At 70.9% G+C, this 22916-nt stretch carries 20 protein-coding genes and 1 tRNA gene; 8 read left to right on the forward strand and 13 right to left on the reverse strand.

All coding sequences use genetic code 11. From position 1 onward, the window contains the following. Nucleotides 1–8: 8 nt before the first annotated feature. From EDF24_RS11485 to mnmA, 4 genes are all read right to left on the reverse strand, one after another. Complete coding sequence (locus EDF24_RS11485; protein WP_123702990.1) at nt 9–2279, reverse strand: transglycosylase domain-containing protein; 2271 nt, start codon at nt 2277–2279, stop codon at nt 9–11. A 78-nt stretch (nt 2280–2357) separates the two neighbouring features. Then, nucleotides 2358–3725 (reverse strand): alpha/beta hydrolase, encoded by a 1368-nt coding sequence (locus EDF24_RS11490; RefSeq protein WP_123702992.1) that lies wholly within the window; start codon nt 3723–3725, stop codon nt 2358–2360. A 182-nt stretch (nt 3726–3907) separates the two neighbouring features. After that, entirely contained in the window at nt 3908–6259 is a 2352-nt protein-coding gene (gene ligA, locus EDF24_RS11495; RefSeq protein WP_123702994.1) for an NAD-dependent DNA ligase LigA, read from the reverse strand. Nucleotides 6260–6295: 36 nt separating this feature from the next. Further along, entirely contained in the window at nt 6296–7402 is a 1107-nt protein-coding gene (gene mnmA / locus EDF24_RS11500; RefSeq protein WP_123702996.1) for a tRNA 2-thiouridine(34) synthase MnmA, read from the reverse strand. Nucleotides 7403–7458: 56 nt separating this feature from the next. On the opposite strand from mnmA, the gene EDF24_RS11505 reads away from it, so the two are divergent. The 3 genes from EDF24_RS11505 (at nt 7459) to EDF24_RS11515 (ending at nt 9754) form a co-directional block, all read left to right on the forward strand. Next, nucleotides 7459–8739, forward strand: coding sequence for an MFS transporter (locus EDF24_RS11505; protein ID WP_123702998.1), 1281 nt, complete (start codon nt 7459–7461; stop codon nt 8737–8739). A 94-nt stretch (nt 8740–8833) separates the two neighbouring features. Then, nucleotides 8834–8914 (forward strand) — tRNA-Leu (locus tag EDF24_RS11510). Nucleotides 8915–9082: 168 nt separating this feature from the next. Next, complete coding sequence (locus EDF24_RS11515; protein WP_123654068.1) at nt 9083–9754, forward strand: DedA family protein; 672 nt, start codon at nt 9083–9085, stop codon at nt 9752–9754. A 129-nt stretch (nt 9755–9883) separates the two neighbouring features. Here EDF24_RS11515 and rdgB read toward each other — a convergent pair whose 3' ends face one another. From rdgB to murI, 3 genes are read right to left on the reverse strand one after another with little or no spacing between them, the layout of a single operon-like run. After that, nucleotides 9884–10474: an RdgB/HAM1 family non-canonical purine NTP pyrophosphatase gene (gene rdgB / locus EDF24_RS11520; protein ID WP_123703000.1), complete on the reverse strand. Its 591-nt coding sequence runs from the start codon at nt 10472–10474 to the stop codon at nt 9884–9886. Next, the gene (gene rph / locus EDF24_RS11525; RefSeq protein ID WP_123654070.1) at nt 10471–11202 is read right to left on the reverse strand and encodes a ribonuclease PH; all 732 of its coding nucleotides are present in this window, start codon (nt 11200–11202) and stop codon (nt 10471–10473) included. The genes rdgB and rph overlap by 4 nt, the downstream gene beginning before the upstream one ends. A 50-nt stretch (nt 11203–11252) precedes the next feature. After that, nucleotides 11253–12116: a glutamate racemase gene (gene murI / locus EDF24_RS11530; RefSeq protein ID WP_123703002.1), complete on the reverse strand. Its 864-nt coding sequence runs from the start codon at nt 12114–12116 to the stop codon at nt 11253–11255. 79 nt (nt 12117–12195) lie between these two features. On the opposite strand from murI, the gene EDF24_RS11535 reads away from it, so the two are divergent. Continuing rightward, nucleotides 12196–13482 carry a nicotinate phosphoribosyltransferase gene (locus tag EDF24_RS11535; protein ID WP_123654072.1) on the forward strand — a complete coding sequence of 429 codons (1287 nt, stop codon included), beginning with the start codon at nt 12196–12198 and terminating at the stop codon, nt 13480–13482. Nucleotides 13483–13486: 4 nt separating this feature from the next. On the opposite strand, the gene EDF24_RS11540 is transcribed toward EDF24_RS11535, so the two are convergent. From EDF24_RS11540 to EDF24_RS11550, 3 genes are all read right to left on the reverse strand, one after another. Further along, nucleotides 13487–13750, reverse strand: a complete 264-nt coding sequence (locus tag EDF24_RS11540) for a DUF3039 domain-containing protein (RefSeq protein WP_071299074.1) — start codon at nt 13748–13750, stop codon at nt 13487–13489. Nucleotides 13751–13870: 120 nt separating this feature from the next. Continuing rightward, nucleotides 13871–15445 carry an ABC transporter permease gene (locus EDF24_RS19180; RefSeq protein WP_185021643.1) on the reverse strand — a complete coding sequence of 525 codons (1575 nt, stop codon included), beginning with the start codon at nt 15443–15445 and terminating at the stop codon, nt 13871–13873. Beyond that, nucleotides 15421–16857 (reverse strand): ABC transporter ATP-binding protein, encoded by a 1437-nt coding sequence (locus EDF24_RS11550; protein WP_260233427.1) that lies wholly within the window; start codon nt 16855–16857, stop codon nt 15421–15423. Before EDF24_RS11550 ends, EDF24_RS19180 begins: the two co-directional genes overlap by 25 nt. A gap of 298 nt (nt 16858–17155) precedes the next feature. On the opposite strand from EDF24_RS11550, the gene EDF24_RS11555 reads away from it, so the two are divergent. From EDF24_RS11555 to EDF24_RS11570, 4 genes are all read left to right on the forward strand, one after another. After that, on the forward strand, nt 17156–17851 hold the full coding sequence (locus tag EDF24_RS11555; protein WP_123654074.1) for an NTP transferase domain-containing protein: 696 nt from the start codon (nt 17156–17158) through the stop codon (nt 17849–17851). A 41-nt stretch (nt 17852–17892) separates the two neighbouring features. After that, nucleotides 17893–18717, forward strand: a complete 825-nt coding sequence (locus EDF24_RS11560; RefSeq protein WP_123703004.1) for an ABC transporter permease — start codon at nt 17893–17895, stop codon at nt 18715–18717. Beyond that, nucleotides 18717–19487 (forward strand): ABC transporter ATP-binding protein, encoded by a 771-nt coding sequence (locus EDF24_RS11565; protein ID WP_185017179.1) that lies wholly within the window; start codon nt 18717–18719, stop codon nt 19485–19487. Before EDF24_RS11560 ends, EDF24_RS11565 begins: the two co-directional genes overlap by 1 nt. A gap of 117 nt (nt 19488–19604) precedes the next feature. Continuing rightward, a complete protein-coding gene (locus EDF24_RS11570) occupies nt 19605–19907 on the forward strand; it encodes a hypothetical protein (protein WP_123703006.1) in 303 nt (100 codons plus the stop codon). A 13-nt stretch (nt 19908–19920) separates the two neighbouring features. Here EDF24_RS11570 and EDF24_RS11575 read toward each other — a convergent pair whose 3' ends face one another. Genes EDF24_RS11575 through EDF24_RS11585 form a run of 3 tightly spaced genes read right to left on the reverse strand, consistent with a single transcriptional unit; the run spans nt 19921 to nt 22911 of the window. Continuing rightward, nucleotides 19921–21153, reverse strand: coding sequence for a CDP-glycerol glycerophosphotransferase family protein (locus EDF24_RS11575; RefSeq protein ID WP_123703008.1), 1233 nt, complete (start codon nt 21151–21153; stop codon nt 19921–19923). A gap of 25 nt (nt 21154–21178) precedes the next feature. Continuing rightward, nucleotides 21179–22087 (reverse strand): glycosyltransferase family 2 protein, encoded by a 909-nt coding sequence (locus EDF24_RS11580; protein ID WP_123703010.1) that lies wholly within the window; start codon nt 22085–22087, stop codon nt 21179–21181. Beyond that, nucleotides 22084–22911, reverse strand: coding sequence for a CDP-alcohol phosphatidyltransferase family protein (locus EDF24_RS11585; RefSeq protein ID WP_123654079.1), 828 nt, complete (start codon nt 22909–22911; stop codon nt 22084–22086). Before EDF24_RS11585 ends, EDF24_RS11580 begins: the two co-directional genes overlap by 4 nt. Between the last annotated feature and the right edge of the window lie 5 nt (nt 22912–22916).

Here is a 22916-nt window from a genome sequence, read left to right on the forward strand (position 1 = left end):
CGAGCGCGTCACTTGCCGCTGTCGCCGCCGCTGGTGCCGCCGCTCGTGCCGCCGCTCTTCGTGGTGCTGCCGCCGCTGTTCGTCCCGGTGGCGCCGCCGGTGGTGCTGCCGCTCGTGGTGCTGCTGGTGCTGCTGCTGCTCTTCGACGACGCGCCGATCATCGACTGGCTCGGTGTCGGCAGCGCATCGCCGCCGTACTGCGCGTCGAGGTAGGTCATCATCGACTTCCCCACCCCGAACTTCGCGCTGTACCCGGTCGTCCCCTGCAGGAACGGCCAGTTCGCGAGGCGCACGTTGCCCTGCACGTTGCCGATCCAGGTCGCGTTCGTGTACTTCGTCGACGACGCGACGAGCCAGTTCTGCACGTCGCCGTCGGTGGTGCCCGTCTTGGCGAACTTCGGCGTCGCGTCGCCGGGGTTCGCGCTCGCGGCCGTCCCCGCACCGGTCAGCACGGACTGCAGCGCGTAGTCGACCGTGCCCGCGACGTCGGAGTCCACGCCGCGCGTGCAGGACGCGGGCGTCGGGGTGATCTTCGTGCCGTCCGCCTCGGTGACGGAGTCGATCGCGGTCGGGGTGCACACGATGCCGCCGTTCGCGAAGCCCGCGTAGGCCTCGGCGAGGTCGATCGGCGACAGGTTGTTCGTGCCGAGGATCATCGACGGCACGGAGCTGATCGCCTTCCCCGCCGCGGTGTGGATGCCCATCGACTCGGCGAGGTTCGCGATCTCGCAGAGGTCGAGCTGCTTGCCCATCGCCGCGAACGCGGTGTTGATGGACTCGGCGGTGGCGGCCTGCACCGTCATCGAGGCCGGCACCGACTCGGCGTTCGCCACCGACCAGTCCGGGCCGGCGATGTTCGCGCACGAGTTCGTGAACTCGGACGTCGGGTAGTCGTGCTGACTCGTCGCCACCGACTGGGAGAGGGTGTGCCCGGTGGCGAGCCACTCGGCGAGGGTGAACACCTTGAACGTGGACCCGGTCTGGAACCCGCCGGAGTTGCCGTACGCGGTGTCCGCGCTGTAGTTCACCGCCGTCGTGCCGGCCGCGGTGCTGTCGCCCTGTGTGTACGTGGTGTTCTGCACCATCGACATGATCCGGCCGGTGCCGGGCTCGACCGTCACGTTCGAGCCGCCCGCGTCGACGCCGGCCATCGAGGTCGGCACGTACGACGACAGCGCGTTCTGCGCCTGGGACTGCAGGTCGAGGTCGAGCGAGGTGTGGATCTCCAGGCCCTTGGTGTCGAGGGTGGCGATGCGCTCCGCGGAGGTCTTGCCGAACGCCGGGTCCTGCAGCACCTGGTCGCGCACGTAGTCGCAGAAGTAGCCGGCGTCGTAGTTCGTCGCGGCGGAGGAGCAGCCGTTCGCCGTCTCGGTGATCTTCGGCTGCACCGGGGTCGCGATCGCCGCGGTCTCGTCGGCCTTCGTGATGGAGTGGTGCGCGTACATCCGCTGGAGGACGTAGTCACGACGGGCCTTCGTCGCCGCGTACCCGTTCGCCGTGCCGTTGTCGGCGTTGCTCGGCTGGTCGATGCGCAGGTTCGAGGGGTTGTTGAGGATCGCGACGAGCGTCGCCGACTGCACGAGCGACAGGTCCTTCGCGTGGACGCCGAAGTAGTACTCCGCCCCGGCCTCGGCGCCGTAGACCCGGCCGCCGAGCCCGACGATGTTGAGGTAGCCGGTGAGGATCTCCGACTTGGAGTACTTCTTGTTCACGGCGATCGCGTACCGCATCTCCTGGAGCTTGCGCTGCGGGGTGACCCCGGCGGCGTCCTCGTAGCAGGCCGCGATCTTGGCCTTCGTCGCTGCGGCGTCCTTGCCGGTGAGCTGCTCGCACTGCTGCACGAGGACGTTCTTGACGTACTGCTGCGTGATGCTCGACCCGCCCTGGACGTCGCCGCCGACGACCGTCGCGGCCGCGCCGCGCAGGGTGCCGATGACGTCGATGCCGCCCTCGTCGTAGTACCGCGGGTCCTCGGTGTCGATCGCCGCCTGCTTCAGGGTCGTGGCGATCGCGCTCGAGTCGACGTTCGTGCGGTTCTCGGCGTAGAAGGACGCGATCTTGACGTCCTTGCCGCCCTGCTTCGCGTAGACGGTGGAGACCTGCTGCGGGGTCTGCACGTCGAGGTAGCTCGGCAGGTCCTCGAAGAACGCGGCGGCACCGGAGGCCCCCTCCCCGGCCACGGCGACGGCCGGGGTCACGGCGACGGCGACGAGGAGCCCGGCGAGCACGGACATCACGACGAACATCAGGAGGGCGCCGGGCCACCGCACTACACGCATGGGAGCACGGTAGGGAGCCGCCCTGGGTCGAGACCGCTCCGACCGCCGCAGAAGCTGCACCGGTCCTCAGGTTCACACTCAGTCGCGTGGCTGCAGGTCCTGCGGTCGGACGAGGTACATGTCCGGGGACGCCCCGACGACGCCCTCGCCGCGGCCGTTGCCCTGGCGGATCCCGTCGCGAACCATGTCGCCACGGCCGACCGCGATCAGCGCCACGTCGTGGAGCGACGCGGTGCCGGGCTTCAGGTAGTCGTTGTGCCCGACCGGTCGGCGGAACAGGTCCCCGGCGTCCTCCGGGTCGACACCGCCGGCGAGGTCGAGGACCGTCGAGCCGAAGCCGGCGACGCCCGGGTCGGTGCCGAAGTACCCGGAACCGGCGATCGGGTCCCAGTGCGCGCCCCCGACGAACACCTCGCCCGAGGACACCGCGAGCTCGGAGGCGTTCGTGACGTCGCTGCCCGGTGACCCGAGCACCGTCAGGCTGTCCGCGCTCATGTGCCCGGACGCCAGGGCCATCAGCGCCGTCGTCGAGCCGTAGGAGTGCGCGACGATCCCGAGCCGCGGCTGCTGACCGTCACGGAGTTCGCGGATGCCGTCGACGGTGCGCTCGAGCCGGGCCGCACCGGTCTTCGCGAGGTCGAGCGAGAGGATGTTCGACAGGTCCGGCGTGCGGTACCCCATCCAGGCGACCACCGCGACACCCGTCCCCGACGCCGGTGCGGCGACCGGCGCGAGCGTCGCCTGCTCCGCGTACAGGTCCCCGGCGGTCGCGGTGAAGTCGACCATCTGCCCGGTGACCGTGAAGAACATCCCCGGGACGACGACCGTCACGTCCGCCGCGGTGTCGAGGTCGCCGATAGCGATCGCGGCGCGACCGGCGCCGCGGGTGTCGAGCGTGATCAGCGACTTCGGCGGGGTGTCGGCGACGCGGCGGAGGGACTCCCGGACCTGCCCGAGCATCGCGGATTCCGACGCCGCGGTGTGCGGGTCCGCGAGCCCGGCGGCGAGCACCGCCCGGTTGACGTGGTCGCGCACCGTGTACGGCACGCCGTCCAGGTTGCCGACGACCACCGGGGCGTCCCGTTCGAGCCGTGCGCGATCCGCGGACGCGAGACCGGACCACCAGGTCGTGACCTCGGCGGCGGTCGGCGGGTGGTCCATCGCCGTCGCGACCACGTCCGCCTCCGTGGCCGCGTGCGCCAGGCGGTCCGGGGCGATGGCGACGAGGTCGTCGAGGAACGTCCGCCCCCTGGCCGCCCGGAGATCGGCGGTGTCGACCGTGTCCTGTCCCCCGGTCATGACCGGTCGGGAGGCCGTGGCGGGGTCGTGGACGATCGCGGCGGTCCGGACGATCGCGACGGATGTGGTCGCGGGCGCGACCGGCGACTCGACCACTCCGAGCGAGTGCATCGAGGCGGTGATCAGAGCAGCGGCGACGAGCAGCAAACCGGTCTCCCCCGGGAAGGCCTTCCCATCGTCCCCCTGCAGACGACAGGTGATGCTCTGTCGAGTGTAAGGAAGACGGGCCGGAACCGGTCGTGCTCGATGCAACTTGCCCCCTGAACTGGGTGCAAGGAGCAGCGAGTCGCGGTGTGCGGACAGACCGTCGGCGTGCTCATGGACCGGTGTCAGTCCGCGGCCGGCGCCTCCGGCGCATCGGCCGTCGCCGTCGGTGGCTCGGGCAGGGCGTCCGGTCCCTCGGTCACGAGGAGCCGGAACTGCTCGGCGTCGATGATCCGCACGCCGAGCTGCTCGGCCTTCGTCAGCTTCGATCCGGCACCGGGACCGGCCGCAACGAAGTCGGTCTTCTTGCTGACGCTCGATGCCGCCTTGCCGCCGGCGGCGATGATGGCCTCCTGCGCACCTTCCCGGCTGTACCCCTCCAGCGAGCCGGTCGCGACCACCGTGAGGCCGCTGAGGACACCGCCCTCGGTGCTCGCCGCGCCCGGCCCCGGGTGCCCCGGGGTCGTGAACTGCACACCCGCCGCGGTCCAGCGGTCGATGATCTCGCGGTGCCAGTCGACCTCGAACCAGTCGAGGAGGGCGTCCGCGATGATCCTGCCGACCCCGTCCACCGCCGCCAGGTCCTCACGCGACGCGGACCGGATCGCGTCGAGGGAACCGAAGTGGTTCGCGAGCGCCCGCGCGGCGACGGGCCCGACGTGGCGGATGCTCAGGCCGACCAGGATGCGCCAGAGCGGCTTCGTCTTCGCGGCGTCGATGTTCGCGAGCATCTCGAACGCGTTCTTCGACGGGTACCGGCTCGGTTCGCCGGTGTACTCGGCCCCACGGGCAGCGGCGTCGAAGGGCGGGTCGGTCTTCTTGCGCGCCCGGCTGAACGGCGTCACGCGCTTCGGGGTGCCGTCGTCGTCGGTCTTCTCCATGCCGGTCTCGGCGTCGCGGACGATCACCTCGATCGGGACGATGTCCTCCATCGTCAGGTCGAACAACCCCGCTTCGGTGACGAGCGGCGGGACCTCCGGGTGGAGCGGTTGGGTGAGGGCTGCCGCGGCGACCTCACCGAGGCCCTCGATGTCGAGCGACCCGCGGGAGGCGATGTGCTCGACGCGCCCCCGGACCTGGGCGGGGCAGCTGCGGGCGTTCGGGCAGCGGAGGTCGATGTCTCCTTCCTTGGCGGGGGCGAGCGTGGTGCCGCACTCCGGGCACGCGGTCGGCATCACGAACTCGCGTTCGCTGCCGTCCCGCAGTTCCACCACCGGGCCGAGCACCTCGGGGATGACGTCCCCGGCCTTCCGGAGGACGACGGTGTCCCCGATGAGCACGCCCTTCGCCTTCACGACCTGCTGGTTGTGCAGCGTCGCCTGCCGCACCACCGACCCGGCCACCTCGGCCGGGGCCATCACGGCGAACGGCGTGGCCCGACCGGTCCGCCCGACGCTCACGACGATGTCGAGGAGCTTCGTGTGCACTTCTTCCGGCGGGTACTTGTACGCGATCGCCCACCGTGGTGCGCGGGACGTCGAGCCGAGTTCCTCGTGCAGGCCGAGGTCGTCGACCTTGATGACGATGCCGTCGATCTGGTGCTCGACGGACGCGCGGCGCTCCCCGTAGTCCTTGACGAAGCCGAGCACGTCGTCGATGGTGTCGAACACCCGGTGGTGGGTCCCGGTCGGCAGCCCCCAGGTGTGCAGGAGCTCGTAGACCTCGGACTGGGAGCGCACGTCGGTGTCGCGCTCGAGTTCGCGCACCGGCCACGCACCGATGCCGTGCACGAGCATCCGCAGGCGCCGCAGCCGGTCGACCATGAGTTCACGCTTGGCGGCGGACTTGCCCTCTTCCTTCTGCCGGAGGGAGCCCGCTGCGGCGTTCCGCGGGTTGGCGAAGAGGCGCTCCCCCGCTGCGAGCTGCTTGGCGTTCAGCTCGTCGAACTGCTCGACCGGGAAGAAGATCTCGCCCCGCACCTCCACCAGGGGCGGGTGGCCGGAGCCGGACAGACGGTCCGGGATGGTGCCCATCGTGCGGACGTTGCCGGTGACGTCTTCCCCGACGACACCGTCACCGCGGGTGGCCGCCGTGACGAGGCGCCCGTTCTCGTAGCGGAGGTTGATCGCGAGACCGTCGATCTTCAGCTCGGTGAGGAACCGGACACGCTCGGCCCCCGCGTCCCGCTGGACCTTGATCGCCCAGTCGGTGAGTTCTTCCGGCGAGAAGACGTTGTCGAGCGAGAGCATGCGCTCCGCGTGCTCGACCGGGGCGAACTGCGTGGTCTCGGCCTGCCCGCCCACCGTCTGCGTCGGGCTGTCCTCGGTGAGGAGTTCCGGGAAGCGCCGCTCGATCGCGTCGAGACGGTGCACGAACGCGTCGTACTCGGCGTCCGAGGCGGTCGAGGCGTTCCCCTCGTAGTAGCCGTGCCGGAGTTCGTTGATCGTCGAGCGCAGGCGGTCGACCTCACGCGCGGCCTGGGCGGCGTCGAGCCCCTCGGGGTCGATGGTCTCGAACGTGGCGTCGGTCTCGCTCATACCCACAGTTCTACCGTGGACCACCGACCCGGGACGTCAGGCGTCGACCGGGACCGCGCTGACCGTGGTGTCGATGGTGCACTGCCCGAGGACCCGGGTCCCGACGTACACGACGGCCGTCTGCCCGGGTGCGACACCGTGCAGCGGCTCGTCGACGTCGATCACGAGCGTGCCGTCGGTCACCCGGGCCGTCGCGGGCACCGGGTCGGCGTGCGCGCGGATCTGCACGTCGCAGGAGAACGGCGTGGCGGGGTCGGCCGGGGCCGCACCCGCCCAGGTGAACCGCGACCCGGACATCGAGGAGACGGCGAGCGCCTCCTTCGGTCCGACGACGACGGTGTTGTCCTTCGGGCGGATCTCGAGCACGAAGCGCGGCTTGCCGTCCGGTGCCGGGCGGCCGAGTGCGAGTCCGCGGCGCTGCCCGACGGTGTAGCCGGTCGCGCCCTCGTGCGTGCCGACGACCGTGCCGTCGCGCTCGACGACCTCACCCGGGGCGGTGCCCACGCGGTCGGCCAGCCACCCGCGGGTGTCGCCGTCCGGGATGAAGCAGATGTCGTAGGAGTCCGGCTTCTGCGCGACGGTCAGTCCGCGTGCAGCGGCCTCGGCGCGGACCTCGTCCTTGGAGGGGGTGGCCCCGAGCGGGAACATCGCGTGCTGGAGCTGCTCGGCGGTGAGCACGCCGAGCACGTACGACTGGTCCTTCGCCCACGCGGCCGAGCGGTGGAGCTCCCGCGAGCCGTCCGCCAGGGTGACGATCGAGGCGTAGTGCCCGGTGCAGACCGCGTCGAACCCGAGGGCGAGCGCCTTCTCGAGGAGCGCGGCGAACTTGATGCGCTCGTTGCACCGCATGCAGGGGTTCGGGGTCCGGCCGGCCTGGTACTCGGCCACGAAGTCGTCGACGACGTCTTCCTTGAACCGGGCCGAGAAGTCCCACACGTAGTACGGGATGCCGAGGGCCGAGGCCGCGCGCTGGGCGTCCATCGAGTCCTCGATGGTGCAGCACCCGCGGCTGCCGGTGCGGAGGGTCCCGGGCATCCGGCTCAGCGCCAGGTGCACCCCGACCACGTCGTGGCCGGCGTCGACCGCCCTGGCCGCGGCCACCGCCGAGTCGACACCACCGCTCATCGCCGCCAGAACACGCATGCGTCAAGGGTAACCCGCCGTGCAACCGGTACCGCTGGCGTACGGTTGATCGCGCGATGGCCACGACCGAGAACGACTCATTCGACTTCCGGTCCGTCCTGTTGTCCGGGTTCCTGCCTGCTGCGCTCTTCGCCATCGGCGAGGGCGCCATCATCCCGATCATCCCGATCGCCGCGGACTCGCTCGGTGCGAGCCTGGCGATCGCCGGGTTCGTCGCGTCGCTGATCCTCGTCGGGGAGCTCATCGGCGACGTGCCCTCCGGCGTGGTCGTCGCCCGGATCGGCGAGCGCAACGCGATGATCGGCGCCGCACTGGTCTCGGTCGTCGGCCTGCTGGTGTGCACGGCGGCGCCGAACCCGGTGGTGCTCGCGATCGGCGTCTTCCTGGTCGGTGTCTCCACCGCGGTGTTCGCGCTCGCCCGGCACGCCTACATGACCACCGCGATCCCGGTCCGCATCCGGGCCCGCGCGCTCTCCAGCCTCGGCGGCGTGTTCCGCTTCGGGTACTTCGTCGGCCCCTTCATCGCCGCGGGCGTCGTGCACCTGACCGGCACGACGCAGAGCGCCTTCTGGATCCACATCGTCTGCTGCATCGCGGCGGCGGTGACCCTCGTCGTGCTGCGCGACCCCGCGACGGGCGTCCGCGGTCTGCGGTGGCCGAGCCGGGCCTCCCGTCCGGACGGCGACGCCGTCGACGCGACCGACACCGGCGCGATCCTCGTGCAGCAGGAGTCGCACGGCCTCTTCCGCACGATCCGGGCGAACCGGAGCGTGCTGCTCCGACTCGGGAGCGGCGCCGGCCTGATCGGCGCGATGCGCGCCGGGCGACAGGTCATCCTGCCGCTCTGGGCGGTGAGCGTCGGCCTCGACGACGCCACGGCCGCGTTGATCATCGGCATCGCCGGCGCCGTCGACTTCGCGCTCTTCTACACGAGCGGCCAGATCATGGACCGCTGGGGACGGCTCGCGAGTGCGCTCCCCTGCATGCTCGGGCTCAGCGTCAGCTACTTCCTGCTCGCGTGGAGCGGGCACCTGGACGCCCGCGTCGGCTGGTTCGTCGGGATCGCGATGGGCATGTCGCTGGCGAACGGCGTCGGGTCCGGGATCCTGATGACGCTCGGGGCGGACCTCGCACCACGGGACGACCCGGCGCCGTTCCTCGGCGCGTGGCGGTTCACCGGCGACTTCGGGCAGGCGGCGGCACCGCTCGTCATCTCCGGCATCACCGCGGTGGCGTCGATCGCGATCGCCAGCGGGGTGATGGGCGTCCTCGGCCTCGTCGGCGCCGGCGTCCTCATCCGCTACGTTCCCCGGTACCTGCCCCGCCGCTTGCGCTGAGCGCGCGGCGCTGCGCGGTTCACGGCCGGGAGGCCGGGGGCGCCCCCGCCACGCACGCCGCGGTGGCGGGGCGGCCGGTACGATGTCGGTGCTCGCGGGAGTGGTGGAATCGGTAGACACGCAGGATTTAGGTTCCTGTGCCCCAGGCGTGAGGGTTCGAGTCCCTCCTTCCGCACCGAGGACGCACGCACACTCGCACGCTGGCCGCCACACGCAGGCCGCCGCACCGAGCCTGCGTGCTCGCGCATGTCATACCGCCGGAGGACGGCCCGTCCGGACCCGCACGGTACTCTCGTCGTGCGGGTGACCTTCCCGTCACCGCACCAGCACGACCGGAAGAAGCATGCACTCCGTCGCACTCGCCCTGATCCCCTGGCTGGATCCGCAGTACATCCTCGACCACTTCGGGGCCGTCGCCGTGCTCGTCGTGTGCGCGATCGTCTTCGCCGAGACCGGCCTGCTGATCGGCTTCATCTTCCCCGGCGACAGCCTGCTCGTGATCACGGGCCTCTTCGCGTTCGACCGCGGCGGGGAGATCGGCGGCATCCCTGTCTGGGTCGCAGCGCTGATGATCGGCGCCGCGGCGTTCCTCGGCGGCGAGCTCGGGTACTACATCGGGAAGAAGGCCGGTCCGCCGATCTTCGAGCGCAAGGAGAGCGGTCTGTTCTCCAAGGCGAACGTCGACCGCACAAACGCCTTCTTCCACCGGTTCGGCGCCCTCGCCGTCATCCTCGCCCGCTTCGTGCCGGTCGTGCGCACCTTCGCGCCGATCGCCGCGGGTGTCGGCCGGATGGACTACAAGAAGTACTCGCTCTACAACGCCATCGGCGCCGTGGTCTGGGGCGTCGGCGTGACGTTCCTCGGCTACTTCATCGGGCACATCCCCTTCGTGGCGCACATCGTCCGCGAGTACATCGACGTCATCCTGCTGCTCGCGGTCGTCGTGACCGTCGTGCCGATGGCGCTGACGTACCTCCGCAACGCCCGCAAGGCGAAGAAGCAGTCCGCCGAGTAGCCACCTCGGCCAGGAGCCGACGCCCCGCACAACCGAAAGCACCTCGCACCACGGGATCCCGCGGCGCGAGGTGCTCTTGGTTGTGCGGGAGCAAGCCGCACCGCGGGCGGCCGCACGGGCGACCCCGCGCTACGCGCCGAAGTACTCGCGCACGATCGGGGCGATCCCGCGGAACGCCTTCGCACGGTGCGACAGCGCGTTCTTCTCCGCGCGCGTCAACTCCGCCGACGACCGATCGGCGTCGTCCGGCTTGAAGACCGGGTCGTACCCGTGGCCACCGTCACCGCGACGCTCGGTCAGCACCTCGCCGTTCCACACGGCCTCGACCACGTGCTCCACACCGGCGGGCGTCACGAACGCGGCCGCGCACACGAACGCCGCGGTCCGCTCCACGACACCGTCCAGGTTCCGCAGCAGCAGGTCGATGTTGTCCGCGTCCACCCGGGTCCCCGCGTAGCGCGCGGAGTTGATGCCGGGGGCGCCGCCGAGCACGTCGACCGCGATCCCGGAGTCGTCCGCGAGTGCCGGCAGCCCGGTGTGCACCACCGCCGCACGCGCCTTGATGAGCGCGTTCGCCGCGTAGGTGTCGCCGTCCTCGACGGGCTCGGGGCCGTCGTAGCCCTGCAGCTCCACACCGGATCCGAGGGCGTCGCCGAGGATCTCCCGCAGTTCGACCACCTTCCCCTTGTTGTGGGTCGCCAGGACGACGGTGCCGGTCACGCGAGCCCCAGTGCGTCGCGCTGGATCGCCGCCAACGAGGCGTTGCCGGCGAGCCCGAGGTCGAGCAGCACGTTCAGCTCGTCGCGGTCGAACGGCGCGTGCTCGGCGGTGCCCTGCACCTCGATGAACTTGCCGGAGCCGGTCGTGACGATGTTCATGTCGGTGTCGGCGGCGGAGTCCTCGGTGTACGCCAGGTCGAGCATCGGCACACCCCCGACGATGCCGACCGAGATCGCCTGCACGCTGTCGACCAGCGGCGTGGCCTTCTTCGCGATGAAGCCCTTGCCACGGCCCCACTCGATCGCGTCCGCCATCGCGACGTACGCGCCGGTGATGGACGCCGTGCGGGTGCCGCCGTCGGCCTGCAGCACGTCGCAGTCGAGCACCAGGGTGTTCTCGCCGAGGCCCTTCATGTCCACGACGGCACGGAGCGAGCGCCCGATCAGGCGGGAGATCTCGTGCGTGCGACCGCCGACCTTGCCCTTGATCGACTCGCGCTGCATGCGCTCGTTCGTGGAGCGCGGGAGCATCGAGTACTCGGCGGTGACCCAGCCGGTGCCCTTGCCGGCCATCCAGCGCGGGACGCCGTTGGTGAAGGACGCGGTGCAGAGCACCTTCGTGTTGCCGAAGGAGATGAGGGCGCTGCCCTCGGCCTGGGTGCTCCAGCCACGTTCGATGGTGACGGGACGGTGGTCGGTGGTCGTGCGACCGTCGATGCGGGTGGTCATGGGGTCCTTTCGATCCGGCCTGGAGGCTCGGTGCGGGTTGTCGGAGCTGGTCACGCCGAGCGGCTGGTCGCCGCGGGGTCGTGGGGACGTGGCAACGTGATGGCGCCGGTCTCGAGGTGGCCGACGCTGACGATCTCGGGGCCGAGGAACCGGCGGGCGAGCCGGAGGAACCCGGCCTTGTCGTCGCCGGTCGCCTCGAACGCGTAGGTCGGGGGTTCGGTGGTGGTCCGTTCGAGGCCGTGCTCGACGAGCCGGCGGTAGACGTCGCTCGCCGTTTCCTCCGCGCTGGACACCAGCGTGATGTCCGGGCCCATCACGTACTGGATCGCCGCGGACATCAACGGGTAGTGCGTGCACCCGAGGACGAGCGTGTCGACGTCGGCGGCCCGGATCGGCGCGAGGTACCCGGCGGCGATCTCACGGAGCTCGGGTGAGGAGGTGTCCCCGGCCTCGACGAACTCCACGAACCGCGGGCACGCGGCGAGCGTCAGCGACACGTCGGAGGCCACGGCGAAGGCGTCCTCGTAGGAGCGCGACCCGATCGTGCCGACCGTGCCGATCACCCCGATCCGCCCGGTCCTGGTCTGCTTGACGGCCGCGCGGGCGGCGGGCTGGATGACCTCGACCACCGGGATGCCGTACGCCTGTTCGTAGCGTTCGCGGGCGTCCCGGAGCACGGCGGAGGACGCGGTGTTGCACGCGATGACGAGGGCCTTGACGCCCTGCTCGACGAGGTCGTCCATCACCTGCAACGCGTAGCGGCGGACGTCCGCGATGGGCTTCGGGCCGTACGGCGAGTGCACGGTGTCGCCGACGTACCGGATGCTCTCGCGCGGCAGCTGGTCGATGATCGCCCGGGCGACCGTCAGGCCGCCGACGCCGCTGTCGAAGACTCCGATCGGTGCATCCGTCACGGGACCAGCGTACCGACGCACGCCGACAGGTCCACGTCAGCACAGCCTCCAGGCCGGTGCCCTGACTAGTGTCGGAGACGTGACCAGCGCGCTCCTGACGGACCAGTACGAACTCACCATGGTCGACGCGGCCCTGAAGGACGGCACCGCCGACCGCCGCTGCGTGTTCGAGGTGTTCACCCGACGGCTGCCGGACGGGCGCCGCTACGGCGTCGCTGCCGGGCTCGGCCGCTTCCTCACCGCCCTCACCGACTTCCGCTTCGGGGACGAGGAGATCGGGTTCCTGCGGGACCGCGGCGTCATCGACGCCGGTACCGCGACCTGGCTCGCCGACTACCGGTTCACCGGCGACGTCCGCGCGTACCGCGAGGGCGAGGTCTTCTTCCCGAACTCCCCCGTGCTGCAGATCGAGGGCACCTTCGCCGAAGCCGTCGTCCTCGAGACCCTGGCCCTGTCGATCTTCAACGCCGACTCCGCGATCGCCTCGGCGGCTGCACGGATGGTGTCCGCCGCCGACCACCGCCCGCTCGCCGAGATGGGCTCCCGCCGCACGGGTGAGTGGAACGCGGTCGCCGCTGCCCGCGCCGCGTACATCGCCGGGTTCGGCGCGACGAGCAACCTCGAGGCGGGCCGCAGCTGGGGCATCCCGACGATGGGCACCGCAGCGCACGCCTTCACGCTCCTGCACGACTCCGAGGAAGCGGCGTTCCGCTCGCAGCTCGACGCGCTCGGCGACGGCACCACGCTCCTCGTCGACACGTACGACATCGAGGCCGCCGTCGACACCGCCGTGCGGCTGACGAACGGCAAGCTCGGCGCGGTCCGCATCGACAGCGGCGACCTGCCGTCCGTCGTCGCCTCGGTCCGCGGCCAGCTCGACCGGCTCGGCGCGACGAACACCAAGATCACCGTGACGAACGACCTCGACGAGTACACGATCGCGGCACTCCGCGCGGCCCCCGTCGACTCCTACGGTGTCGGCACGTCCGTCGTCTCCGGGTCCGGACACCCGGCCGCCGGCATGGTCTTCAAGCTCGTCGCCCACCACACCGCCGCCGGCGAGTGGGTGTCGGTGGCGAAGAAGTCCGCCGACAAGGCGTCGATCGGCGGCCGGAAGGACGCCGGGCGTCGCCTGCGCAACGGGATCGCCACGGCGGAGGTCGTGCGGACCTCCGGCTCGGTCGGGCCGGACGAGCGGCCGCTGCTGGTGCCCGTCGTCACCCACGGCGAGGTCGACCCGGCGTTCCTCGGGGTCCGCGGGGTCGAGGCCGCACGCGCACACCACAAGGGCGCCAAGGCCGAGCTGCCGGCGGACGCGTCGCGGATCGGGCGGGGCGACCCGGCGATCCCGACGCTCATCGTGTGAGCGGCTACTCGGCCTTCATCTTCTCGTAGATGGCCTTGCAGTCCGGGCAGACCGGGAACTTCTCCGGGTCACGGCCCGGGATCCACTTCTTGCCGCACAGGGCCTTCACCGGCTTGCCGCTCAGCGCGGACTGCAGGATCTTGTCCTTCTTGACGTAGTGCGAGAAGCGCTCGTGGTCGCCGGGCTCGATCGCCTCTTCCTCGAGGAGCTTCTCGAGCTCGCGGTCCATCACGTCGAGTCCGCCGCCACCGGGTTCCGTCATGCTCATGACACCAGGGTACGTCGGGTCCGGCTCCCTTGCGTGCTGCTCGCTGCGTGCTGCTCGCGTCTCGTTCCGCTGCGCCGCGGCGGTGCGCGTCTTGTTCCGCTGCGCCGCGGCGGTGCGCGTCTAGTTCCGCTGCGCCGCGGCCAGCAGGTCCGGCCCGTGCCGGTCGAAGAGCTTCCCGCCCGCGACCACGCCGATGCCGAGCACCACGATGCCGACACCCGCGCCGACCACCAGCGTCAGGACCGCCCACGGCTCCGCACCGTCGGAGAGCGCCAGCACCCCGAGCCAGCCCGCCGGGACCGAGAACAGCAGGATCCCGATGATCGTCGTGGACTGCGACACGGTGGAGACCACCCCGGCGGCCTGCGGCTGCTGGAACGGCCGGTCCCCCGGGCGGACGGTCGGGTAGGGCAGCAGCACGGACACGACGCTGGAGATGCCGAGTCCGGCGAAGAGCGCGGCCACGCAGACGCCGATGAGCACCGGGAACGCGACCCAGTCGCCGAACAGCCACGCGGACAGCGCCGACCCCGCGACGATCGCGGGGACGCCGACGACGATCACCGGGGTCAGCCGGCCGAGACGGTCGCTCCACCCGGGCGCACCGGACGCGACGTGCAGCCACACCGCGGTGTTGTCGTACGAGACGTCGTTGTGCGGGAGGAACCCGGCGATGACGGCCATCAGCGGCAGCGGGATGAGCGCCGTCCAGTGCCACGGCACCCCGGCGACCCCGAGCGGGACGACCACGATCGGCACGAACAGCAGGATCAGGTACGAGGTGCGGTACCGCGGGTCACGCCCCCAGTAGGTCAGCGCACGGGCGGCGACCGCGGCGACCGGGGTCGCCCCGAGCCGGTCGAACCAGCCGAGCGTCCGGTAGCTCCGCACCGCGGTGCGGTCGTCGACGGTGACGAGCATCCGGCCGACGAGTCCCCACCACGCGGCGACGAGGAGCCCGAGGACCACCAGCGCGAGGAGCAGCTTCACGATGCCCTCACCGGTGTGCCCGGAGGCGACGTCGGCGGGGACCGCCCACGCGGCACCCCACGGGGTCCACCCGGCGATGTCCGCGATCCGCTGGAGCTCGGCGCTCCGGGGGTTCAGCCAGTCGACACGGAGCAGCAGCGAGACGGTCGGGATGACGAGCACGACGACGACCAGGGCGACGAGCCAGCCGGCGTCACGGCTCGGCCGGTGTGACCCGATCAGCCACGAGCCGACCGTGCAGCCGACGCGGACGAGCAGCCCACAGGTGGCGATCACGATCAGCGCCGCGACGACGCCGAGCACACCCGTGCCGGCACCGCGCATCCACGCCACGGACTGGGACACCGCGACGATCGCGACCCCGACGACCGGGACCCCGACCAGCCCTGCCACGGCGAGACCGATCGCCAGGTCGCGGCGACCGACGCCGAACACCGCGAACCGTCGCGGGTCGAACTGGTCCGCACCGCCGACGGCGAGCGGGATGATCGTGAACCCGACCGTGATCAGGGTGCCGACCGGGACGATGGCGGCGCGCGCCACCGCGGGATCGGCCGTGCGCAGGGACGACATCGCGATTCCGATGAGCACCGCGGCGACGAGTCCGGCCAGACTGCCGACGACGACGAGGACCGAACGCCTGGCGCTCCCGCGGACCTCGCCCGCGAGCAGGTCGGCCCTCAGCCGGAGAAGCTGTGCAACCATTCCATGCTCTCCGCGACGACGCGGCCACCCGCGAGTTCGACGAACTTGTCCTCGAGGCTCTTGCGGCCACGGACCTGGGCCATGGTGCCCGACGCGAGCACCTTGCCCCCGACGATGATGGCGACCGAGTCGCAGGTGCGCTGGACGAGCTCCATCGAGTGACTCGACAGCACGACCGTGCCACCGCCCTGCGTGTAGCGGCGGAGGATCTCGGTGATGGTCGCCGCGCTGACCGGGTCGACGGACTCGAACGGTTCGTCGAGCACGAGCACGCGCGGCGAGTGGATCAGCGTGGCGGCGAGGGCGATCTTCTTCGCCATGCCGACGGAGTAGTCCGCGACCGGACGGCCGAGCGCGTCGCCCAGCCCGAACGCCTCGGCGAGGTCGGAGCTGCGGGCCCTGGCGGTCTTGCCGTCGATCCCGCGGAGCGTCGCCGAGTAGAAGAGCAGCTGCGCGCCGGTGAGCCGGTCGAACAGCCGCAGCCGGTCGGGCAGCACCCCCATGGACCGCTTCGCCGCGGCGGGGTCCGCCCAGACGTCGTGGTCGAGCACCGTCGCCGTGCCGGCGTCCGGGCGCAGGAGGCCGGTGAGCATCGACAGGGTCGTGGTCTTGCCGGCGCCGTTCGGGCCGACGACGCCGAAGATCGAGCCCTGGCGGATCTCGAGGTCGACCTCGTCGGCGGCGAGCGTCTGCCCGTACCGCTTCACGAGGCCGCTCGCACGGAGGACCACCGGCTGCTGCTTCGGGGCCTGCTTGGGCGCCGTGGTGCGGGCCTTCTTCTTCGGTGCCGGCTTGGTCTGCGTGGTCGCGTCGGCGCGGGGCTCGGCGGTGCGGGGCTCGGCGGTGCGGGGCTCGGCGGTGCGGGGCTCGGCAGTGCCTGTTCCGTCGGCACGGACGGGAGGCTCGGTGTCCGTCACGACGTCACCCTGCGTCGTGTCGCTGGTCGCGCTGGTCGTCTTGTCCGTGCCGGCCGTTCCCGCGGCCGCGGCGCCCTGCGGGCGTGTCGCGCGGCTCGGGCGTTTGGCGCGGGGCTTCTTCGCCGTGCTCGGCTTCGTCGTGGTCGACGCTGCGGCCGCAGGCAGAGCTCCCGTCCCCTCGGTCGCTCGCGCGTCGTCGCCGGTCGAGGTGTCGTCGACCCTCGTCCGGTCGTCGGTCCTGGTGGTGCTGTCGTCCGTCATGCCGTCCTGGTCGGGGCGGTCGTCCGCATCGCTGTCCCCCGTGTCGCGGTGTGTCGAGACGCCGGCCGTGTCGTCGGCCGTGTCGTCCCCGTCGTCCTGGTCGTCCTGGTCGTCCTGGTCGTCTTGATCGGTGTCGTCGAGCTCGTCGAGCTCGTCCACCTCGTCGTCGACCTCGGTGAGCCACGCAGCGTCGGACGTGGCGTACACGTCCTCGTCGTCCCCTGCTGCAGCCACGGCCCAACCGTACCAACGCGGTGGGGACATCGGCGGGGGCGGACACCCAGTGTCACGAAATGACTACGAACCCGCTCAGCACGTACCCCGGCGCGGGGTCGTTCCGTATGATTCACCGGGACACGACGGAGTGTTCACCACTTGGAAACCTGCTCGGACCGTGCACACGGCCGGGGTTCTCCGCCGTCCACGACGTGACGGTGGCGCGACTCTCGGCTGATTCGGATCGACTGCGAGCAGACTCGACGTGGCCTGTCCGTGCCCAAGGGCGCGCGGGCGGACACCGGAAGGGACCAGTATGACCACGCAGATCGTCATCCTCGCAGCGGGGATGGGCAGCCGCCTCGGGCGCAGCCTGCCGAAGCCGCTCACCGAGCTCAGCGACGGCCGCACCATCATGCAGCAGCAGTTCGAGAACATCCGGGCCGCGTTCGGTTCGAGCGCCCGCATCACGGTCGTCGTCGGCTACAAGTCGGAGTACATCGTCGAGGCGTTCCCGGAAGCGAACTTCGTCTACAACGAGTCCTACGACTCCACCAACACCTCGAAGAGCCTCCTCCGTGCGCTGAAGGCCACGGGCAAGGGCGGGGTCCTCTGGATGAACGGCGACGTCGTCTTCGACCCCCGTGCGCTCGTCCGTGCGGCCGACATGATGGACCAGGACCGGTCCTTCGTGAGCGTCAACACCGAGAAGGTGTCCGACGAAGAAGTCAAGTACACCGTCGACGCGGAGGGCTTCATCCACAAGCTCTCGAAGCAGGTCGTCGGCGGCCTCGGCGAAGCGGTCGGCATCAACTACGTCTCCTCGGCCGACAAGCAGGCCCTGATCCGTCAGCTCGGTCGCGTCGACGACCAGGAGTACTTCGAGGGCGGCATCGAGGCTGCCATCGGTGAGGACGGGCTACGCTGGACGCCGATCGACATCTCCGACCTGTACGCGGTCGAGATCGACTTCGCCGAGGACCTCGAGCGCGCGAACAACCTGTTCGCCTGAGCAGCCGGTCTCCTCTCGGCGATCCAGGCCGGAAGGACCCCATGACGACAGCGAGTGCGCCGACCGCGCCCGTGGCCGCCGCACCAGCGGCGACCCGGAGCTCCGGTCGGCGCTATCGTCATGCGCTCTGGTTGCTGACCAAGCGCGACCTGCGGGTGCGGTACTCGACCTCGGTGCTCGGCTACTTCTGGTCGATCCTCGACCCGCTGGTGATGTCGGCGATCTACTGGTTCGTCTTCACCCAGGTCTTCCACCGTGGATCGGTCGGCGAAGAGCCCTACATCGTCTTCCTCCTCGCGGCACTCCTGCCGTGGATGTGGTTCACCGGCGCGGTCTCCGACTCGACCCGGGCCTTCATCAAGGAGTCGAAGCTCATCCGGTCGACCACGATCCCCCGGAGCATCTGGGTCCTGCGGATCGACGCGTCGAAGGGCATCGAGTTCCTCCTGAGCATCCCGGTCCTCGCGATCTTCGTGATCGCGACCGGAGCACAGGTGCACTGGCAGGTCGTGCTCTACCCGTTCGCGATCGTGCTGCAGGCGGCGCTGGTCTACGGCATCGGCCTCATCGTCGCCCCGCTCGTGGTGTTCTTCCGCGACCTCGAACGCGCCGTGAAGCTGGTGCTCCGCTTCGCCTTCTACGCGTCCCCGATCATCTACGGCCCGAGCGCGCTGCCGGACACCCTCCACGACCTGGCGGCGATCAACCCGCTGACGGGCATCTTCGGCATCTACCGCTCCGCGTTCTTCCCGAGCCAGCTCGACTGGTTCCAGGTCCTCGCCTCCGTCGTGACCACGGCCATCGTGGTCACCGTCGGGCTCCTGGTGTTCCAGCGCAGCGAGCACCGCGTCCTCAAGGAGCTCTGATGACCGCCACGCAGTCGACCGGTCAGACGAAGACCGTGGCCCCGGTGATCTCCGTCACGGACGCCGGCATCCGGTTCAAGCGGAACCGGCGTGCCAGTCGCAGCTTCAAGGACCTGTTCGCCGGCAGCAACCGCCGGAAGCGCGGCGACGAGTTCTGGGCCCTGCGGCACGTCTCGTTCGACGTCCGCCCCGGAGAGGCCATCGGCGTCGTCGGGCGGAACGGCCAGGGCAAGTCGACGCTCCTGAAGCTCGTCGCCCAGGTGATGCTCCCCGACGAAGGCCGGGTCCGCGTCGGCGCGGGCGTCGCTCCGCTCATCGAGATCACCGGCGGGTTCGTCGGCGACCTGACCGTCCGGGACAACGTCTACCTGACCGCCGGGCTGCACGGGATGTCCCGAGCGGAGATCCGCGACAGCTTCGACGAGATCATCGACTTCGCCGAGATCGGCGACTTCGTCGACACCCCCTACAAGCACCTCTCCAGCGGCATGAAGGTCCGGATCGCGTTCGCGGTGATCTCGCGCCTCGACGAGCCGGTGATCCTCGTCGACGAGGTCCTGGCGGTCGGCGACAAGGCCTTCCGCGAGAAGTGCTACAAGCGCATCGAGGAGCTCCTCGCGGGCGGTCGGACGCTCTTCTTCGTCTCCCACAACGACAAGGACCTGCGCCGGTTCTGCCAGCGCGGCCTGTACCTCGACAAGGGCCGGTTGCAGCTCGACGGGCCCATCGAGGAAGCCCTGAAGCGGTACAACGCGGAGTACGGCGTCTGACCCCGGGGTGTCCCCGTCCCACCACAACCACGCCCGCCAGGACCCCCCTCCACAGGCCGAGGTCCCCCGGGCGAATCCCGGCCCCCAGCGTCGGACCCTCCCCCTAACGTTCCCCCCATGCACCCAACACCCACCGCCTACGCGGTCCCCTTCGCGGTCGACCGTACCCATGCGCCACACCGATACGACCTCGTCAACATCAGCGATGAACCGATCGACGGCCTGAGCCTCACGCACCTCGGGACGGGCTACTGTCCGCCGCTCGTCGTCCGCCACCTCGACCCCGGACGCAGCATCGCGATCGCGGTCTTCGGCGTCTCCTTGGAAGAGACGGGCGTCGTCATCGTCCGCTGGCGCCGTCCGGATCGATCCGAGTACCTCTGGCGGATGTCCCTCGCCGGCCCCGGTCTCGCCCCGTGACGTCCCGCCGACCTCAGCGCCCCTGACGCTCCCGGGCGACCTCGTGCCAGCGCGCGAGCAGCCGCTCGATCGCGTCGTGGAAGCGGGCCGTGGCCGTTCCCGGTGTCGTGTCGCCGAAGTACCGCGTCGCCCAGTGCTGCAGCTGCGCCAGTTCATCGGCGTCGTGCGCCGCCGCGTCCACCCGGGCGACCACGTCGTCGGCGTCGGGTGCCAGCAGCCAGTTCGCGGCTGCCAGGTACCCTCGCTCGTCGACGTCCGCCTCGGGGGCGACCGGCCGGGTCACGATGAGCGGCTTGCCCACGGCCAGGCGGTCGTAGATCATGGCGCTGATGTCGGTGATGGCGACGTCGGCGTCGGCGAGCTGCCAGCCGAGTTCCGCCCCGTCGTCGAACACGTGGTGCGCGGACGGATCGGCCGTGTTCGCCGCAGCGATGGCGGCGACGATGCGCTCGTGGGCGGCCTTGTACTCCGCATCCCGAACGCCGCTCCGCGGGTGCGGCCGGTACACCAGTCGGTGCCGGGGCGACGCGAGCACGCGCTCCGCGATGGTGGTGCCGTGGCTCGCGATCGACCCGTAGGCCGCGGCAGCGCGGTCTCCCTCCCACGTCGGCGCGTAGAGCACCACTGTGCGATCGTCGTGCGGGTACGGCGGTTCCCCGGCGAAGTGGTCGGCCTGCGGACGGCCGATCGCGATCGCGCGCCGATCCAGGTCGTAGTCCCACAGGGCCTCGTCCAAGCGGTCACGAGCGGCGTCACCAGCGATCAGGGCGTAGTCGTACGCCTTGAACTGGTTCGTCGTCATGTACATCTTGTCGCTCTCGCCGTGGTTGACGAAGACGTGCCACATCCGCCCGTACCGCATCATCTGGAAGTTGCGGGCGTTCTGGTTGACGTAGAGCACCACCTTGGGTGCCTGCTCGTCCACGAACTGCTCGAGGTCGACCACCTGACGGGCGTACACCGACCGCACGGGTGCTTCGTCGAGCAGCGTCAGCATGGTGCCGGGGCTGCGCGAGACGATCGCGACCGGGTGCGTGCGGGACAGCTCGGCGAGCGGTGCGTACCACTGCCGGACCTGGTACATGTTCACGGGGCCGTCGGCGAAGTACACCGCGATCTCGATGCTGCCGGGTACCAGGGGCTGCTCCGCCGACAGGCGCCGGGTCAGCTGGCGTCGCTGGCTGCGCGAGCGCAGGAGCCGACGGGCGAGGCGGAACGCCGTGCGGACGTCGTTGGTGATCGGCATGCGGACCTCTCTCTCGTGGTGGGGCTCAGACGATCGGCGGGCGACCGGCGATGGTCATCCGGCCGATCGTCAGCCAGCCCATGGGCGTCGCCGGACCGCAGTCGGTGCTCCAGCCTTCGCGGACGCCACCGATCCAGACCCGCAACCGTGCCGGGTGCCGCCACCAGCGGGCGGTCTGGATCGCGGCCCACGAGCCGACGTAGAGCGGGCGCAGCAGCGGTGGCAGGTTGCGGCGGGCCAGCCAGACCCGGTTCCGGGCGTTCAGACGGTAGTACTCGGTGTGCCGTGCCGGGTCGATCGCGGGGTGGTGCGCGATGAGGTCCCCGGCGTACCAGGCCCGTCGTCCGGCGTCCCACACCCGCCATGCGAGCTCGATGCCCTCGTGCGCGTAGAAGTACGGCGCTCCCCAGCCGCCGACGACGCGGTACACGTCCATCGGCAGCACGACCGCGCCCTCCCACACCGAGAAGACCGGCGACGACTCCGTCGGGTCGCCCTTGCGGATCCGGGGCACCCAGCGGAGCGGACTCGCGGCGCCGGACGGATCGACCACGCGGGGCTGCACCAACCCGAGGGACGGGTCCCGCTCGAACAGGGCGATCGCGTCGCGCAGGAACGTGTCCGAGGGGACGGACGCGTCGTCGTCGAGGAAGAACACGTAGTCGCCGTCGACGACCGCAGCGCCTGCGTTCCGACCGGCGGGGATGCCGACGTTCTCCGGCAGCGCCAGGGCCCGGACACCCTCGGGCAGGCCGACGGGCTCCCAGCCGTTGCCGACGCAGACGACGTCGAGCTCGACGTCGCGCTGTGCGAGGACGCTCTCCAGCCCGCGGCGCAGGTCTTCCGGACGCGTCCCCTGGGTCAGGCTCACGACGGCGACGCGCGGGCGCTCTCGGTGCGGGACCGCGTTCCGGCGGACCGTGCCCGGCGTCATGCCCGCACCCGCTTGGAGGAGATGATCGCCAGGAAGTGCCCGACGGTCGCGATCACGGCCAGCGGCAGCAGGACCCCGACGAGGATCCGGTCTGCCAGGGGATCGCCGATGACGAGCCCGAGCAGCGCGAACACGAAGGCGAGCATCGAGAGCTCGACGGAGTGGTACAGACGGTGGAACGGCAGGAAGCGCGCGATCCGTCGCAGGGAGGCCAGGCGTCGACCGGACGGTGCGGTCGAGGCGTCCCGACGATCGACGAGCTTGTCGAGCCCGGAGTTCGCGCGAGCCACGTGGACCATGTCGTTCAGCGCCTTGTTCCAGACGATCACCAGGCCGAGTGCGCAGCCGATCGTGGTCCACATCCAGTCCGCGTCGTGGATCGGCCAGGTGGCCGCCCGGATGCCGAGCGCGACCGGGATGAGTCCCTCGGTCGTGTAGTGCCCGACCTTGTCGAGGAAGACCCCGGCCGGCGAACGGGTCCCGCGCCACCGCGCGACCTCGCCGTCGGAGCAGTCGACGAGCATCTGGAGCTGCCCGAGCACGAGCGCGAGCGCCGCACCCCAGATCCCCGGGATGAGCAGCGCCGCGGCGACGGACCACCCGACCAGGATCATCAGGCCGGTGACCTGGTTCGCGCTGATCCGGGTCTTCAGGAGCACCCACGTCAGGTACGGGGAGATGTCCCGCAGGTACAGCGACGCCGTCCAGTGCTCCGCGTTGGCGCGGGACCGGACCTCGTCCGGCTGTGCCACGGCACGGAGCTCGGCGATCGAGGTCGGGTGGGCGTAGCCGCGCTCGGCGGGTTCGGGCTGGAGGTCGGGCAAGGAGG

Origin of the sequence: Curtobacterium sp. PhB130, from assembly GCF_003755165.1 — a bacterium.
In the GTDB taxonomy this organism is placed as follows: domain Bacteria; phylum Actinomycetota; class Actinomycetes; order Actinomycetales; family Microbacteriaceae; genus Curtobacterium.